The sequence below is a fragment of the Pseudomonas sp. MWU347 genome (assembly GCF_017947305.1).
Lineage (GTDB): Bacteria > Pseudomonadota > Gammaproteobacteria > Pseudomonadales > Pseudomonadaceae > Aquipseudomonas > Aquipseudomonas putida_A.
On the sequence record NZ_JAFGZB010000015.1, the window covers coordinates 70605 to 86932 of the forward strand.

Here is a 16328-nt window from a genome sequence, read left to right on the forward strand (position 1 = left end):
AAGCCCTCGAGGGCGGCCCCGACACCGGTGGCGCCCCTCAGGGCTTCAGAAATCGATCAAGACGGCTTGCCGACTGACCTGCGGATTTGAGTGACAAACCCATGCCAAAACGTACAGACATTAAAAGCATCCTGATTCTCGGCGCTGGCCCGATCGTTATCGGCCAGGCCTGCGAATTCGACTACTCCGGCGCCCAGGCCTGCAAAGCCCTGCGCGAAGAGGGTTACCGCGTCATCCTGGTGAACTCCAACCCGGCCACCATCATGACCGACCCGGACATGGCTGACGCCACGTACATCGAGCCGATCAAGTGGCAGACCGTGGCCAAGATCATCGAAAAAGAGCGTCCGGATGCCGTGCTGCCAACCATGGGCGGCCAGACTGCTCTGAACTGCGCCCTGGACCTGGAGCGCGAAGGCGTTCTGGAAAAGTTCGGCGTGGAAATGATCGGCGCCAACGCCGACACCATCGACAAGGCTGAAGACCGTTCGCGTTTCGACAAGGCCATGAAGTCAATCGGCCTGGAATGCCCGCGTTCCGGTATCGCCCACAGCATGGAAGAAGCCAACGCCGTCCTCGAGCGTCTGGGTTTCCCGTGCATCATCCGTCCGTCCTTCACCATGGGCGGCACCGGTGGCGGTATCGCGTACAACCGTGAAGAGTTCGAAGAAATCTGCGCCCGCGGTCTGGACCTGTCGCCGACCAAAGAGCTGCTGATCGACGAGTCGCTGATCGGCTGGAAAGAATATGAAATGGAAGTTGTCCGCGACAAAAAGGACAACTGCATCATCGTCTGCTCGATCGAAAACTTCGACCCGATGGGCGTGCACACCGGTGACTCGATCACCGTTGCTCCGGCACAGACCCTGACCGACAAGGAATACCAGATCCTGCGTAACGCCTCGCTGGCGGTACTGCGCGAGATCGGCGTCGAGACCGGCGGTTCCAACGTGCAGTTCGGCATCTGCCCGGACACCGGCCGCATGGTCGTGATCGAGATGAACCCGCGTGTATCGCGTTCCTCGGCACTGGCTTCGAAAGCCACCGGTTTCCCGATCGCCAAAGTCGCGGCCAAGCTGGCTGTGGGCTACACCCTCGACGAACTGTCGAACGACATCACCGGCGGCAAGACTCCGGCGTCCTTCGAGCCGTCGATCGACTACGTCGTGACCAAGCTGCCACGTTTCGCTTTCGAGAAATTCGCCAACGCAGACGCACGCCTGACCACTCAAATGAAGTCGGTCGGCGAAGTCATGGCCATCGGTCGCACCTTCCAGGAATCCCTGCAGAAAGCCCTGCGCGGTCTGGAAGTCGGTGTTTGCGGTCTGGACGAGAAGCTCGACCTGAGCAACCCGGAAAGCATGAGCATCCTCAAGCGCGAGCTGACCGTGCCGGGCGCCGAGCGTATCTGGTACGTGGCGGACGCCTTCCGCGCCGGCATGACCGTCGAAGACATCTTCGGCATGAACATGATCGACCCGTGGTTCCTGGTGCAGATCGAAGATCTGATCAAGGACGAAGAGAAGGTCAAGACCCTCGGTCTGTCCGCCATCGACCGCGACCTGATGTTCAAGCTCAAGCGCAAAGGCTTCTCCGATCAGCGTCTGGCCAAGCTGCTGGGTGTGACCGAGAAGAATCTGCGTACTCACCGTCAAAAACTGGAAGTGTTCCCGGTCTACAAGCGCGTTGACACCTGCGCCGCCGAGTTCGCCACCGACACCGCTTACCTCTACTCGACTTACGAGGAGGAGTGCGAAGCCGCGCCGTCCGGTCGCGACAAGATCATGATTCTGGGTGGCGGTCCGAACCGTATCGGCCAGGGCATCGAGTTCGACTACTGCTGCGTACATGCTGCCCTCGCTCTGCGCGAAGACGGCTACGAAACCATCATGGTCAACTGCAACCCGGAAACCGTTTCCACCGACTACGACACTTCCGACCGTCTGTACTTCGAGCCGGTAACCCTGGAAGACGTGCTGGAAATCTGCCGCGTCGAGAAGCCGAAAGGCGTAATCGTCCAGTACGGCGGCCAGACGCCGCTGAAACTGGCGCGTGCCCTGGAAGCCGCTGGCGTGCCGATCATCGGTACCAGCCCTGACGCCATCGACCGCGCCGAAGACCGCGAGCGCTTCCAGCAAATGGTTGAACGCCTGAACTTGCGTCAGCCGCCAAACGCCACCGTGCGCAGCGAAGATGAAGCCGTTCGCGCTGCCGCGAAAATCGGTTATCCGCTGGTGGTGCGCCCGTCCTACGTACTGGGTGGCCGCGCGATGGAAATCGTTTACAAGGAAGACGAACTCAAGCGCTACCTGCGTGACGCGGTGCAAGTCTCCAACGACAGCCCGGTGCTGCTCGACCACTTCCTCAACTGCGCCATCGAGATGGACGTGGATGCGGTCTGCGACGGCAAAGACGTGGTGATCGGCGCGATCATGCAGCACATCGAACAGGCGGGCGTTCACTCCGGTGACTCCGCGTGCTCGCTGCCGCCTTACTCGCTGCCGGCGCACATCCAGGACGAGATGCGCGAGCAGGTCAAGAAAATGGCCCTGGAACTGGGCGTTGTCGGCCTGATGAACGTGCAACTGGCGCTGCAGGGCGAAGACATCTACGTCATCGAAGTCAACCCGCGCGCTTCGCGTACCGTGCCGTTCGTGTCCAAGTGCATCGGTGTCTCCCTGGCAATGATCGCGGCTCGCGTCATGGCCGGTAAGACTCTGAAGGAAATCGGCTTCACCAAGGAAATCATCCCGAACTTCTACAGCGTGAAAGAGGCGGTGTTCCCGTTCGCCAAATTCCCTGGTGTTGACCCGATCCTCGGCCCAGAGATGAAGTCCACCGGTGAAGTGATGGGCGTCGGCGACACCTTCGGTGAAGCATTCGCCAAGGCCCAGATGGGCGCCAGCGAAGTGCTGCCGACCGGCGGTACCGCGTTCATCAGCGTGCGTGATGATGACAAGCCGCTGGTTGCAGGCGTGGCCCGTGATCTGATCAACTTGGGCTTCGAAGTGGTCGCGACTGCCGGCACTGCCAAGCTGATCGAAGCTGCAGGCCTGAAAGTGCGCCGTGTGAACAAGGTGACCGAGGGGCGTCCGCACGTGGTTGACATGATCAAGAATGACGAAGTCACTCTGATCATCAACACCACCGAAGGCCGTCAGTCGATCGCTGATTCCTACTCCATTCGTCGTAATGCCCTGCAGCACAAGATCTACTGCACCACCACCATTGCTGCGGGCGAAGCTATCTGCGAAGCGCTGAAGTTCGGTCCCGAGAAGACCGTGCGCCGCTTGCAGGATCTACACGCAGGATTGAAGGCATGATCAAATACCCAATGACCGTCCAGGGCGCGAAAGCCCTGGAAGAAGAACACGCTCACCTGACCAAGGTCGTTCGTCCGAAGCTCAGCCAGGACATCGGTACCGCTCGCGAGTTGGGTGACCTGAAGGAAAACGCTGAATACCATGCCGCCCGCGAACAGCAAGGCATGGTCGAGGCGCGGATCCGTGACATCGAAGGCCGGATTCAGAATCAGGTCATCATCGACGTCACGACTATCCCGCACACCGGCAAAGTGATCTTCGGTACTACCGTCGAAATCGCCAACGTCGAGACTGATGAAAGCGTCACTTACCACATCGTGGGTGAGGATGAGGCTGACTTCAAACTCGGCAAGATTTCGGTCGGCTCGCCATTGGCCCGTGCCTTGATCGGCAAGGAAGAGGGTGATGTGGTCGCCGTGAAAACGCCGAGTGGCGTTATCGAGTACGAGATTGTCGAAGTCCGTCACATCTGAAGGCAGGCGCCCGCTACGTGCGGGCGCCATGCTTTGGCAGCTGACCCAGATGTTGTGGGTCGGCGGCTTCTGGTTGATACATCTCGGTTTGCGACCGGTGTTGGGCAAGATTGGCCTGGCACCGTTGCTGATCGATGAAGTTGCCGATGCATTCGAAGTGCCGGTGGCGGGTTTTGCCGCGGCATGCGTGATTTTTCAGGCTTTGGTGCTGGTACAGGCCGATGGCCTTGCCAGTCTATGGCGGGATTTTCGCGGGCAGGTGTTGCTGATGGCGTTGTATGCGTGTGCGATGTTTATTGCAGTGCGTGTCGGCTGGCCGCAAGCGCAGCGCTGGCAGGAATTCAGTTTTCTGCTGTTGGGCTTCTCCGGTGTGGTGTTGGTGTTGCAGCCACTGCCGGGATGGAGTGGCAGGGTGCGCGAAGCACACCCTTGACCCTTGTCATCACTTGAAGCGATGAACGTTCGACAGCTGCTTGTTGACGCTGAAGTTCTTGCGATATACCAGTGCCATCTTGCCGATGACCTGAACCAGGTCAGCCTTGCCGACCTTGCACAACTCTGCAATGTGCGCCAGGCGCGACTCGCGATCGAGGATGTTGAGCTTGATCTTGATCAGCTCGTGATCCGCCAGTGCGCGTTCGAGTTCGGCTAATACACCTTCAGTCAGACCGTTGTCCGCCACCGTCAGAACCGGCTTCAGGTGGTGGCCAATGGATTTGTACTGTTTCTTCTGCTCTGGAGTGAGCGGCATAATCTGACCCTTTCGTCTGGATTCTGTAAAATGGCGGCCATTTTACCCGAGGGTTCGTGGATCCGCCCAATTAATCACGACCCTAATCATCGAGGTGCCCAATGGCGCGTTCCAAGACAAGCCTTGGTTGGCTGAAACGACATGTCAACGATCCTTATGTGAAGCAGGCGCAGAAGGATGGCTACCGTTCGCGTGCAAGTTACAAGCTTCTGGAGATCCAGGAGAAATACAAGCTGATCCGTTCCGGCATGAGCGTTGTCGACCTGGGCGCAGCGCCCGGCGGCTGGTCGCAGGTCACCAGTCGGCTGATCGGCGGTCAGGGGCGTCTGATCGCTTCGGACATTCTGGAAATGGACAGCATCCCGGACGTTACCTTCATTCAGGGTGACTTCACCGAGGACGAAGTGCTCGCGCGAATCCTTGAGGCCGTGGGTAATTCGCAGGTGGACCTTGTGATTTCCGATATGGCCCCCAATATGAGTGGTACGCCTGAAGTGGATATGCCGAAAGCCATGTTCCTTTGCGAACTGGCGCTTGATCTGGCGGAACGGATACTCAAGCCGGGTGGAAATTTCGTGATCAAGATCTTTCAGGGTGAAGGTTTCGATGTTTACCTGAAGGATGCTCGCAAGAAATTCGACAAGATCCAGATGATCAAGCCGGATTCTTCCCGAGGCAGCTCCCGCGAGCAATATATGCTGGCTTGGGGTTACCGCGGTGGTAACGAGTAAAACGAGGTTTTTTGCCGGGGCGATAGGTTTTTCGTATTTTGCCCCGCGTGCATAAGCGAATATTGTGTAGAAAGTGTTTCACAAAGGGTTACAGACGGCGCCTGCCAGAGTTGTAGGTAATGTAGTAAGTTAGGCCGGTGAATATCATGCGAAGCGCGCGCCAGTAGCGGAGCTTGCTTCAGAGGGTAGTTAATTGAACGATATGGCAAAGAATCTGATCCTGTGGTTGATCATCGCGGCAGTCCTCGTGACGGTGATGAACAACTTCTCCAGCCCTAACGAGCCGCAGACCCTCAACTATTCCGACTTCATCCAGCAGGTCAAGGATGGCAAGGTCGAGCGCGTAGCCGTTGACGGCTATGTGATTACCGGCAAGCGCAACGATGGCGACAGCTTCAAGACCATTCGTCCGGCGATCCAGGACAATGGCCTGATCGGCGACCTGGTCGACAACCACGTTGTGGTTGAGGGCAAGCAGCCTGAACAGCAAAGCATCTGGACTCAACTCCTGGTGGCGAGCTTCCCGATCCTGGTGATCATCGCGGTGTTCATGTTCTTCATGCGCCAGATGCAGGGCGGTGCTGGCGGCAAGGGCGGACCGATGAGCTTCGGCAAGAGCAAGGCACGCCTGCTTTCCGAAGATCAGGTGAAAACCACCTTGGCTGACGTTGCAGGTTGCGACGAAGCCAAGGAAGAGGTCGGCGAACTGGTTGAGTTCCTGCGTGATCCGGGCAAGTTTCAGCGCCTGGGTGGTCGTATTCCTCGCGGCGTATTGATGGTCGGCCCTCCGGGTACCGGTAAAACCTTGCTGGCCAAGGCGATTGCCGGCGAAGCGAAGGTTCCGTTCTTCACTATTTCCGGTTCCGACTTCGTTGAAATGTTCGTGGGTGTTGGTGCAAGCCGCGTTCGCGACATGTTCGAGCAGGCCAAGAAGCATGCGCCGTGCATCATCTTCATCGACGAAATCGACGCCGTCGGTCGCCACCGTGGCGCCGGCATGGGCGGCGGTCACGACGAGCGTGAGCAGACTCTCAACCAGTTGCTGGTAGAGATGGATGGCTTTGAAATGAATGACGGCATCATCGTGATCGCCGCTACCAACCGTCCTGACGTACTCGACCCTGCGCTGCTGCGTCCGGGCCGTTTCGACCGTCAGGTCGTTGTAGGTTTGCCGGATATCCGTGGTCGCGAGCAGATCCTCAAGGTTCACATGCGCAAAGTGCCAATGGGTGACGACGTTGCCCCGGCCGTTATCGCACGTGGTACCCCGGGCTTCTCTGGTGCCGATCTGGCCAACCTGGTCAACGAAGCGTCGCTGTTCGCTGCACGCAGCGGCAAGCGCATCGTCGAAATGAAAGAGTTCGAGCTGGCCAAAGACAAGATCATGATGGGCGCCGAGCGCAAATCGATGGTCATGTCCGAGAAAGAGAAGCAGAACACTGCTTATCACGAAGCGGGTCACGCTATTGTCGGTCGCGTCGTACCTGAGCATGATCCGGTCTACAAGGTTTCGATCATTCCACGTGGTCGTGCGCTGGGTGTGACCATGTTCCTGCCGGAAGAAGATCGCTACAGCCTGTCCAAACGTGCGTTGATCAGTCAGATCTGCTCGCTGTACGGTGGCCGTATCGCTGAAGAAATGACCCTTGGTTTCGACGGTGTGACCACCGGCGCTTCCAACGACATCATGCGTGCCAGTCAGATTGCGCGGAACATGGTGACCAAGTGGGGTCTGTCGGAAAAGCTCGGTCCGCTGATGTACGCCGAAGAAGAGGGTGAAGTGTTCCTCGGTCGCGGTGGTGGCGGTCAGAATGCAAGTTTCTCCGGTGAGACTGCCAAGCTGATCGACTCCGAAGTGCGCAGCATCATTGACCAGTGCTACGGCACGGCCAAGCAGATCCTCACGGACAACCGTGACAAGCTGGATGCCATGGCTGATGCGCTGATGAAGTACGAAACCATCGATGCCGAGCAGATCGACGACATCATGGCGGGTCGTACGCCTCGCGAACCGCGTGACTGGACCGGTGGCACGGGTACGCCCCCGCCTCCAGTGATTCAGGATGAGCGCCCGGAAACACCGATCGGCGGTCCGGCTGCTGACGTTTAAGGCTTGAAATGACTTCTGTACAGTCCCTGACCCGGTTGCCTTGCGGCAACCGGGTTCTTGATTTGGCCCAGACGCATGTCATGGGTATTCTCAATGTCACTCCCGATTCCTTTTCCGACGGTGGCCGATACAACCAGCTCGACGTGGCCTTGCGTCACGCCGAGGCCATGGTGGCTGCTGGTGCGACGCTGATCGATGTCGGCGGCGAATCGACCCGGCCTGGCGCTCGAGCGGTTTCGCCGTTGGAAGAGTTGGAGCGCGTAGCTCCGATCGTGGAGTTGATCAATCGCGAGCTGGATGTGGTCATCTCGGTCGATACTTCGACGCCAGCGGTGATGCGTGAAACGGCGCGCCTGGGTGCCGGGTTGATCAATGATGTGCGCTCGCTGCGCCGCGATGGCGCGCTGGATGCCGCGGCCGCGACCGGGTTGCCGGTCTGCCTGATGCACATGCTCGGCGAGCCGGGTGACATGCAGGACAATCCGCATTATCAGGACGTTACCCGGGAAGTGGGTGAGTTTCTGGCAGAGCGCATGACTCAATGTGCGGCGGCGGGTATTCCTGCCGAACGGATCATTCTTGATCCCGGTTTCGGTTTCGCGAAAACCCTGCAGCACAATCTAAGCTTGTTCAAGCATATGGAAGCCCTGCATGCGCTGGGGCGTCCGCTATTGGTTGGTGTCTCACGCAAAAGCATGATTGGCCACGCATTGAACCGCCTCGTGGGTGAGCGTCTTTATGGTGGTCTGGCTCTCGCAGCACTCGCTTCGGTTAAAGGAGCGCGTATATTGCGCGTCCATGATGTGGCGGAAACGGTAGACGTGGTGCGCATGCTCGCGGCCGTGGAATCAGCCGAATAAAAATGATGGAGCACTTATGAGCAAGAAATACTTTGGTACTGACGGTATTCGTGGTCGTGTGGGTGAATATCCGATCACTCCTGACTTCATGCTTAAGCTCGGCTGGGCGGCGGGTATGGCCTTTCGCAAGATGGGCGCCTGCAAGGTGCTGGTCGGCAAGGACACGCGCATCTCTGGCTACATGTTCGAATCGGCACTTGAAGCAGGCCTGACCTCGGCTGGTGCGGACGTGATGCTGCTCGGTCCGATGCCGACGCCGGCCATTGCTTATCTGGCGCGCACGTTCCAGGCTGAAGCCGGGATCGTGATCAGTGCTTCGCACAATCCGCATGACGATAACGGCATCAAGTTTTTCTCCGGCAAGGGCACAAAGCTGCCTGATGAGCTGGAGCTGATGATCGAAGAGCTGCTCGATACCCCAATGACTGTGGTTGAGTCGAGCAAGATCGGCAAGGTGTCGCGCATCAATGACGCCTCCGGCCGCTACATCGAATTCTGCAAAAGCAGTGTGCCGACCGGTACCAGTTTTTCCGGTTTGAAGATCGTGATCGATTGTGCGCACGGTGCGACCTACAAGGTTGCTCCGAGTGTGTTCCGTGAGCTGGGTGCTGAAGTGGTCGTGCTGTCGGCGCAGCCCAACGGTCTGAACATCAATGACAATTGCGGCTCGACCCATATGGGTCAGCTGCAGGCCGCGGTTCTGGCCGAGCACGCTGATCTGGGCATCGCCTTTGATGGTGACGGTGATCGGGTGTTGATGGTTGATCACACTGGCGCCATCGTTGATGGTGATGAGTTGCTGTTCATCATTGCGCGCGATCTGCACGGGCGGGGCAAATTGCAGGGCGGCGTAGTCGGTACGCTGATGAGCAACCTGGGTCTTGAACTCGCGCTGGCAGAGCTCTCGATTCCATTCATTCGTGCCAATGTCGGTGACCGCTATGTGATCGCCGAACTGCTGGAGCGCGACTGGCTGGTAGGCGGTGAAAACTCGGGGCATATCGTCTGCTTCAATCACACCACCACCGGTGATGCGATCATTGCTGCGCTCCAGGTGCTGATGGCACTGAAGGCCCGCAATGAAAGTCTTGCGCAAACGCGTCAGGCCTTGCGCAAGTGTCCTCAGGTGCTGATCAATGTGCGTTTTGGTGGCGGTGAAAGTCCGCTTGAGCATCCGGCGGTCAAGGAAGCCAGTGCGCGTGTCACCCAGGCAATGGCGGGGCGTGGCCGGGTACTTCTGCGCAAGTCCGGTACAGAGCCTTTGGTGCGTGTGATGGTCGAAGGTGAGGATGAAACTCAGGTTCGCAGCTACGCCGAAGAACTGGCAAAACTGGTAAGTGAAGTTTCTGCCTGATTCGGCTTGCCAGCCATGATTGTGTTGGGTAACATCTGCGCCCACTTTGACCGACGAGGTACAGCATGCGTCGCCCTATGGTAGCTGGTAACTGGAAGATGCACGGTACCCGCGCCAGCGTCGCTGAGCTGATCAACGGCCTTCGTCATCTGGCCTTGCCAAGCGGTGTTGATGTCGCGGTATTCCCGCCTTGCTTGCATATCAATCAAGTGATTGATGGCTTGAAAGGCAAATCGATTTCGGTCGGTGCGCAAAATTCTGCGGTGGAATCCATGCAAGGTGCGTTGACTGGCGAGATTGCTCCTAGTCAGTTGGTGGATGCAGGTTGTTCCCTGGTGCTTGTCGGGCACTCCGAACGCCGCCAGATAATGGGCGAGCGAGACGGGATGCTGAATCGCAAGTTCGCAGCGGCACAGGCATGTGGCTTGATTCCGGTGTTGTGTGTAGGGGAAACCCTCGAGCAGCGCGAAGCCGGAAAAACTCTTGAAGTTGTCGGGCGTCAGCTGGGCAGCATCATCGAGGAGCTGGGTGTTGGTGCCTTTGCCAAGGCAGTCATTGCTTACGAGCCTGTCTGGGCCATTGGTACCGGACTGACTGCAACGCCGCAACAGGCTCAGGATGTGCATAAAGCCATTCGCGAGCAGTTGGCGGCAGAGAATTCTGAAGTCGCACGAGGTGTGCGCCTTCTATACGGCGGCAGCGTGAAGGCGGCCAATGCGGTCGAACTGTTCGGCATGCCGGATATCGATGGGGGGCTCATTGGTGGAGCTTCCCTGAATGCAGATGAGTTCGGTGCGATTTGTCGCGCCGCGGGAAACTGAAAAAATGCTGGAAACAGTCGTAGTCGTTTTTCATCTGCTGGGTGCATTGGGCGTAGTTGCTCTGGTTTTGCTGCAGCAGGGTAAGGGTGCGGACGCTGGCGCGTCTTTCGGAGCAGGTGCTTCAAATACTGTGTTCGGAAGCCAAGGTTCCTCTACCTTTCTTAGTAAGTTTACTGCTATACTTGCCGCCGGTTTCTTCATAACCAGCTTGGGGTTAGGTTACTTTGCTAAAGAGAAGGCTCATCAGCTGACTCAAGCAGGTTTGCCAGATCCAGCAGTGTTGGAAGTGCCTAAGCAACAACAACCGGCTTCTGATGATGTCCCGGTGCTTCAAGAGCAAAAGTCGGCTACTCCAGCGACTGACGTACCTCCAGCTCAAGAGCAGAAGTAAGAAGGGTTTCAAACGTAGTTTTGCCGAGGTGGTGGAATTGGTAGACACGCAACCTTGAGGTGGTTGTGCCCATAGGGTGTAGGGGTTCGAGTCCCCTTCTCGGTACCAATTAGTCAGGAGAGCCCGCTGTTGCGGGCTTTCTTGCAGGTGGAAGGTTACATTGACCCTATAAGGGATCGGTCGTATACTTCCGCCCCAGCTTTGTCGCGGGGTGGAGCAGTCTGGTAGCTCGTCGGGCTCATAACCCGAAGGTCGTCGGTTCAAATCCGGCCCCCGCAACCAGTTTAAGGAGCCCCTTTTCAGGGGCTTTTTGTTAGCTGGACACTTTCTACGCCGATGTTCGACGGCGTTTCAAGGATGGGCGTTTCGCCCATTTTTTTATTTTGCAGCGCATGCATTTACATGCACGAGGGGGTTCAGGTGTCGAGCAAGCTAGAAGAGTTGCAGGCCTTGTTGGCCCCGGTGGTCGTGGCCCTAGGCTATGAATGCTGGGGTATCGAGTTTTCGGCTCAAGGTCGTCACTCGATGTTGCGCGTTTATATCGATAAAGAGGGTGGCGTGCTGGTGGACGATTGCGCCATTGTCAGCCGTCAGATCAGCGGTGTCCTGGATGTTGAAGATCCGATCTCCGTTGAATACACCCTCGAAGTTTCCTCGCCTGGCATGGAACGCCCACTGTTCACTCTTGAGCAGTTTGCAAAATTTGCCGGTGAACAAGTGAAGATCAAGCTGCGCTCGCCTTTTGAAGGTCGACGCAACTTTCAGGGCCTTCTGCGCGGTGTAGAAGAACAGGATGTCGTGGTGCAGGTAGATGACCATGAATTCCTGTTGCCGATCGATATGATCGACAAGGCCAACATTATTCCCAGTTTTGACTGAGACGCGGATCCCGCGGATCCAATGGCTTGCGAAAGGCGAGGCGTACGATGAGCAAAGAAGTACTGCTGGTTGTTGAGTCGGTATCCAATGAAAAGGGCGTACCGGCAAGCGTGATTTTTGAAGCGCTGGAGCTGGCTCTGGCCACTGCTACCAAAAAGCGTTTTGAAGACGAAGTTGACCTGCGTGTGGAAATTAACCGCCACACCGGTTCCTACGAGACTTTCCGTCGCTGGACAGTCGTCGAAGAGAATGATCTCGACGATCCTGCGATCGAAACCTGGCCAAGCAAGGTTGCCGAAACGCATCCGGGCGCCAAGGTCGGCGACGTCGTCGAAGAAAAGATCGAATCCATCGAGTTCGGCCGTATTGCTGCACAGACCGCCAAACAGGTCATCGTGCAGAAAGTGCGTGAAGCCGAGCGCGCTCAAGTGGTCGACGCCTATCGCGAGCGCCTGGGAGAAATCATCTCCGGCACCGTGAAGAAAGTCACCCGCGACAACGTGATCGTCGATCTGGGCAACAACGCCGAAGCGTTGCTGGCCCGTGAAGACATCATTTCTCGCGAAACCTTCCGTGTCGGTGTGCGTCTGCGTGCACTGCTCAAGGAAATCCGCACCGAGAACCGCGGCCCGCAGCTGATCCTGTCGCGTACCGCGCCGGAAATGCTGATCGAGCTGTTCCGTATCGAAGTGCCGGAAATCGCTGAAGGCCTGATCGAAGTAATGGCAGCGTCCCGTGATCCGGGTTCGCGTGCCAAGATCGCTGTCCGTTCCAAGGACAAACGCATCGACCCGCAGGGCGCGTGCATCGGTATGCGCGGTTCGCGCGTCCAGGCCGTGTCGGGCGAGTTGGGTGGCGAGCGTGTCGATATCGTCCTGTGGGACGATAACCCGGCGCAGTTCGTGATCAATGCCATGTCGCCGGCAGAAGTGGCGGCCATTATCGTTGACGAAGATGCCCATGCAATGGACATCGCCGTTGGCGCAGACAACCTGGCTCAGGCCATCGGTCGAGGTGGTCAGAACGTGCGTCTGGCGAGCCAGTTGACTGGCTGGACCCTGAACGTGATGACCGAATCGGACATCCAGGCTAAGCAGCAAGCAGAAACCGGCGACATCCTGCGCAACTTCATCGACGAGCTGGAAGTCGACGAAGAACTGGCTCAGGTGCTGGTAGATGAAGGCTTCACCAGCCTGGAAGAGATTGCCTACGTACCGTTGGAAGAAATGCTCAACATCGACGGCTTTGACGAAGATATCGTCAACGAGCTTCGCGCTCGTGCCAAGGATCGTTTGTTGACCAAAGCCATCGCTACTGAGGAAAAGCTGGCAGACGCCCATCCGGCCGAAGACCTGCTCTCGCTTGAGGGTATGGACAAGGATTTGGCGATGGAACTGGCGGTGCGCGGCGTAATTACCCGCGAAGACCTGGCCGAGCAGTCTATTGACGACCTGCTCGACATCGACGGCATTGACGATGATCGTGCCGGCAAGTTGATCATGGCCGCCCGAGCCCACTGGTTCGAGTAATTAGGCGCGGCCTGAGGAGAGAAGTGCATGACGCAAGTCACGGTGAAACAACTGGCCGATGAGGTCAAAACACCGGTAGAGCGCCTGTTGCAGCAGATGCGTGAGGCAGGTCTGCCGCACACCGCCGCCGAAGAAAATGTGACTGACAGTGAGAAGCAATCCCTGCTGACTCACTTGAAGAGCAGCCACAAGGCGAAAGTGGAAGAACCACGCAAGATCACGCTGCAGCGTAAAACCACCAGCACCCTGCGTGTGGCTGGTAGCAAGAGCATCAGCGTTGAAGTTCGCAAGAAGAAAGTTTTCGTACAGCGTAGCCCGGAAGAAATCGAAGCCGAGCGCAAGCGTGAACTGGAAGAGCGTCGCGCAGTAGAAAATGCTGCTCGTCAGAAGGCTGAAGAAGAAGCCAAGCAGCGCGCTGAAGAAGAAGCGCGTCGCCAGCCTGCTGCTGCGCCGTCCGCTCCTGCCGAAGCTGTTGCAGCACCTGCGCCAGTCGCTGAACCCGTGCGCGACGCCGCGCCGGTTGCTGCTGCGCCGGCTGCCGACACTCGCAAGCGTGACGAACAGCGCCGTCCGGACAAGCCACGTGCCGACGATAACAATCGTCGCGGCGGTGGTGGCGATGGCGAGCGCAAAAACGCTCCGCATCGCGCATCGGTCAAAGAAAAAGCGCCGGCTCCACGTGTGGCGCCACGCACTACCGACGAAGAAAGCGATGGCTTCCGTCGTGGTGGTCGCGGCAAGGCCAAGCTGAAAAAACGCAACGCTCACGGTTTCCAGAACCCTACCGGTCCTGTCGTGCGTGAAGTGAAGATCGGCGAGACCATCACTGTTGGCGATCTCGCTCAGCAGATGTCGGTCAAAGCTGCTGAAATCATCAAGTTCATGTTCAAACTGGGCACTCCAGCGACCATCAACCAGGTACTCGATCAGGAAACTGCTCAACTGGTAGCTGAAGAGCTGGGCCACAAAGTGACCCTGGTCAGCGACACCGCCCTGGAAGATTCCCTGGCCGAGTCCCTGAAGTTTGAAGGTGAGGCAGTTTCCCGTGCGCCAGTCGTGACCGTAATGGGCCACGTTGACCACGGTAAGACTTCCCTGCTCGATTACATCCGTCGCGCCAAGGTAGCAGCGGGCGAAGCCGGCGGCATTACCCAGCACATCGGTGCGTACCACGTTGAAACCGACCGCGGCATGGTGACGTTCCTCGACACCCCTGGTCACGCTGCGTTTACCGCAATGCGTGCCCGTGGTGCCAAGGCGACCGACATCGTGATCCTGGTGGTTGCGGCGGACGACGGCGTGATGCCACAAACCATCGAGGCTGTTCAGCACGCTCAGGCGGCTGGCGTTCCTCTGGTGGTTGCGGTGAACAAGATCGACAAGCCGGGTGCCGACCTCGATCGCATCCGCAGCGAACTGTCGGTTCACGGCGTGACTTCCGAAGAGTGGGGCGGCGACACTCCATTCGTACCGGTTTCGGCGAAAATGGGTACCGGCGTTGACGAACTGCTCGAAGCGGTTCTGCTGCAGGCCGAAGTTCTCGAACTGACCGCCACTCCATCGGCTCCTGGCCGTGGTGTTGTCGTTGAATCGCGTCTGGACAAGGGCCGTGGCCCGGTAGCCACCGTGCTGGTTCAGGACGGTACGCTGCGTCAAGGCGACATGGTGCTGGTCGGCTCGAACTATGGCCGCGTGCGCGCCATGCTCGACGAGAACGGCAAGCCGATCAAGGAAGCAGGTCCGGCCATTCCGGTCGAGATCCTGGGTCTTGACGGTACTCCGGACGCTGGCGACGAGATGAGCGTGGTTGCCGACGAGAAGAAAGCCCGTGAAGTGGCTCTGTTCCGTCAAGGCAAGTTCCGCGAAGTCAAACTGGCTCGCGCTCACGCCGGCAAGCTGGAAAACATCTTCGAAAACATGGGCCAGGAAGAGAAGAAGACGCTCAACATCGTCCTCAAATCCGACGTCCGTGGTTCGCTGGAAGCTTTGCAGGGCGCTCTGAACGGCCTGGGCAACGACGAAGTGCAAGTGCGCGTAGTCGGTGGCGGTGTCGGTGGTATCACCGAATCCGACGCCAACCTGGCACTGGCTTCCAACGCTGTACTGTTCGGCTTCAACGTGCGTGCCGATGCTGGCGCACGGAAGATCGTCGAGCAGGAAGGTCTGGACATGCGTTACTACAACGTGATCTACGACATCATCGAAGACGTCAAGAAAGCCCTGACCGGCATGCTCGGCAGCGATGTTCGCGAGAACATCCTGGGTGTGGCCGAAGTGCGTGATGTGTTCCGTTCGCCGAAGTTTGGCGCGATCGCCGGTTGCATGGTGATCGAAGGTGTTGTGCACCGTAACCGTCCGATCCGTGTACTGCGTGAAGACATCGTTATCTTCGAAGGCGAGCTGGAATCCCTGCGCCGCTTCAAGGATGACGCTTCCGAAGTACGTGCCGGCATGGAATGCGGTATCGGCGTGAAGAGCTACAACGACGTCAAAGTCGGTGACAAGATCGAAGTCTTCGAGAAGGTTCAGGTTGCTCGCAGCCTCTGACTCGCGCACTTCAAGGGCCACGCCGAACCGCCGCATGCAGATGCGCGCCACGGCGTCAGGACTCTAAACGCAACGCCCGGTCTGGCTTTTGTCAGGCCGGGCGTTTGCCGCTTTCAGACCTTGCGGGTTTCACCGTGGGGCAGTAACAGGTAACAAAATCATGGCAAAAGAATACAGCCGTACCCAACGTATCGGCGATCAGATGCAGCGTGAGCTGGCCCAGCTGATCCGTCGTGAAGTCAAAGACCCGCGCGTCGGCCTGGTCACCATTACCGCTGTGGAAGTCAGCCGTGACGTCGGTCACGCGAAGATCTTCATCACCGTGATGGGGCAGGACAACGCTGAAGACATCGCGCAAAGCATCAAGGTGCTCAACGCTGCCGCAGGTTTCCTGCGCATGCAGCTGGCCCGTGAAATGAAGCTGCGCAGCGTGCCGCAATTGCACTTCCACTACGACGAAAGCGTCGTGCGTGGCGCGCACCTGTCGGCCCTGATCGAGCGCGCCGTGGCTGAGGACAATCAGCACCTGGCCGCTGCACCTGAAGACACCAAGGAGTAA

At 58.1% G+C, this 16328-nt stretch carries 14 protein-coding genes and 2 tRNA genes; 15 read left to right on the forward strand and 1 reads right to left on the reverse strand.

Going from position 1 to position 16328, the window contains the following annotated elements:
* Positions 1-101: 101 nt before the first annotated feature.
* The 3 genes from carB to KCG87_RS25640 are packed head-to-tail and all read left to right on the forward strand — an operon-like array spanning position 102 to position 4229.
* Positions 102-3323, forward strand: coding sequence for a carbamoyl-phosphate synthase large subunit (gene carB, locus KCG87_RS25630; protein WP_007961429.1), 3222 nt, complete (start codon positions 102-104; stop codon positions 3321-3323).
* Complete coding sequence (gene greA / locus KCG87_RS25635; RefSeq protein ID WP_003221530.1) at positions 3320-3796, forward strand: transcription elongation factor GreA; 477 nt, start codon at positions 3320-3322, stop codon at positions 3794-3796. Before carB ends, greA begins: the two co-directional genes overlap by 4 nt.
* A 28-nt stretch (positions 3797-3824) precedes the next feature.
* A complete protein-coding gene (locus tag KCG87_RS25640) occupies positions 3825-4229 on the forward strand; it encodes a hypothetical protein (protein ID WP_027610778.1) in 405 nt (134 codons plus the stop codon).
* Between the two features lie 9 nt (positions 4230-4238).
* Here the strand turns inward: KCG87_RS25640 and KCG87_RS25645 are convergent, their stop codons facing one another.
* On the reverse strand, positions 4239-4547 hold the full coding sequence (locus KCG87_RS25645; RefSeq protein ID WP_003221534.1) for a YhbY family RNA-binding protein: 309 nt from the start codon (positions 4545-4547) through the stop codon (positions 4239-4241).
* Positions 4548-4648: 101 nt separating this feature from the next.
* On the opposite strand from KCG87_RS25645, the gene rlmE reads away from it, so the two are divergent.
* The 12 genes from rlmE to rbfA all read left to right on the forward strand — a co-directional run bounded on the left by rlmE (position 4649) and on the right by rbfA (position 16328).
* Positions 4649-5278: a 23S rRNA (uridine(2552)-2'-O)-methyltransferase RlmE gene (gene rlmE, locus KCG87_RS25650; protein WP_003221536.1), complete on the forward strand. Its 630-nt coding sequence runs from the start codon at positions 4649-4651 to the stop codon at positions 5276-5278.
* 202 nt (positions 5279-5480) lie between these two features.
* Positions 5481-7388 carry an ATP-dependent zinc metalloprotease FtsH gene (gene ftsH / locus KCG87_RS25655; RefSeq protein ID WP_027610779.1) on the forward strand — a complete coding sequence of 636 codons (1908 nt, stop codon included), beginning with the start codon at positions 5481-5483 and terminating at the stop codon, positions 7386-7388.
* Between the two features lie 8 nt (positions 7389-7396).
* Positions 7397-8248 (forward strand): dihydropteroate synthase, encoded by an 852-nt coding sequence (gene folP / locus KCG87_RS25660; protein WP_098967152.1) that lies wholly within the window; start codon positions 7397-7399, stop codon positions 8246-8248.
* Between the two features lie 16 nt (positions 8249-8264).
* Complete coding sequence (gene glmM / locus KCG87_RS25665) at positions 8265-9602, forward strand: phosphoglucosamine mutase (RefSeq protein WP_210559118.1); 1338 nt, start codon at positions 8265-8267, stop codon at positions 9600-9602.
* Between the two features lie 65 nt (positions 9603-9667).
* Positions 9668-10423 carry a triose-phosphate isomerase gene (gene tpiA, locus KCG87_RS25670; RefSeq protein WP_008088336.1) on the forward strand — a complete coding sequence of 252 codons (756 nt, stop codon included), beginning with the start codon at positions 9668-9670 and terminating at the stop codon, positions 10421-10423.
* 4 nt (positions 10424-10427) lie between these two features.
* Entirely contained in the window at positions 10428-10814 is a 387-nt protein-coding gene (gene secG / locus KCG87_RS25675) for a preprotein translocase subunit SecG (protein ID WP_027610782.1), read from the forward strand.
* 22 nt (positions 10815-10836) lie between these two features.
* A tRNA-Leu gene (locus KCG87_RS25680) sits at positions 10837-10922 on the forward strand.
* Between the two features lie 97 nt (positions 10923-11019).
* Positions 11020-11096 (forward strand) — tRNA-Met (locus KCG87_RS25685).
* A 138-nt stretch (positions 11097-11234) separates the two neighbouring features.
* Positions 11235-11693, forward strand: a complete 459-nt coding sequence (gene rimP, locus KCG87_RS25690; protein ID WP_007915250.1) for a ribosome maturation factor RimP — start codon at positions 11235-11237, stop codon at positions 11691-11693.
* Positions 11694-11740: 47 nt separating this feature from the next.
* Positions 11741-13222 carry a transcription termination factor NusA gene (gene nusA / locus KCG87_RS25695; RefSeq protein ID WP_003221546.1) on the forward strand — a complete coding sequence of 494 codons (1482 nt, stop codon included), beginning with the start codon at positions 11741-11743 and terminating at the stop codon, positions 13220-13222.
* A gap of 27 nt (positions 13223-13249) precedes the next feature.
* Positions 13250-15769 carry a translation initiation factor IF-2 gene (gene infB / locus KCG87_RS25700; protein WP_139055473.1) on the forward strand — a complete coding sequence of 840 codons (2520 nt, stop codon included), beginning with the start codon at positions 13250-13252 and terminating at the stop codon, positions 15767-15769.
* Between the two features lie 160 nt (positions 15770-15929).
* Positions 15930-16328: a 30S ribosome-binding factor RbfA gene (rbfA, locus tag KCG87_RS25705; RefSeq protein ID WP_003221549.1), complete on the forward strand. Its 399-nt coding sequence runs from the start codon at positions 15930-15932 to the stop codon at positions 16326-16328.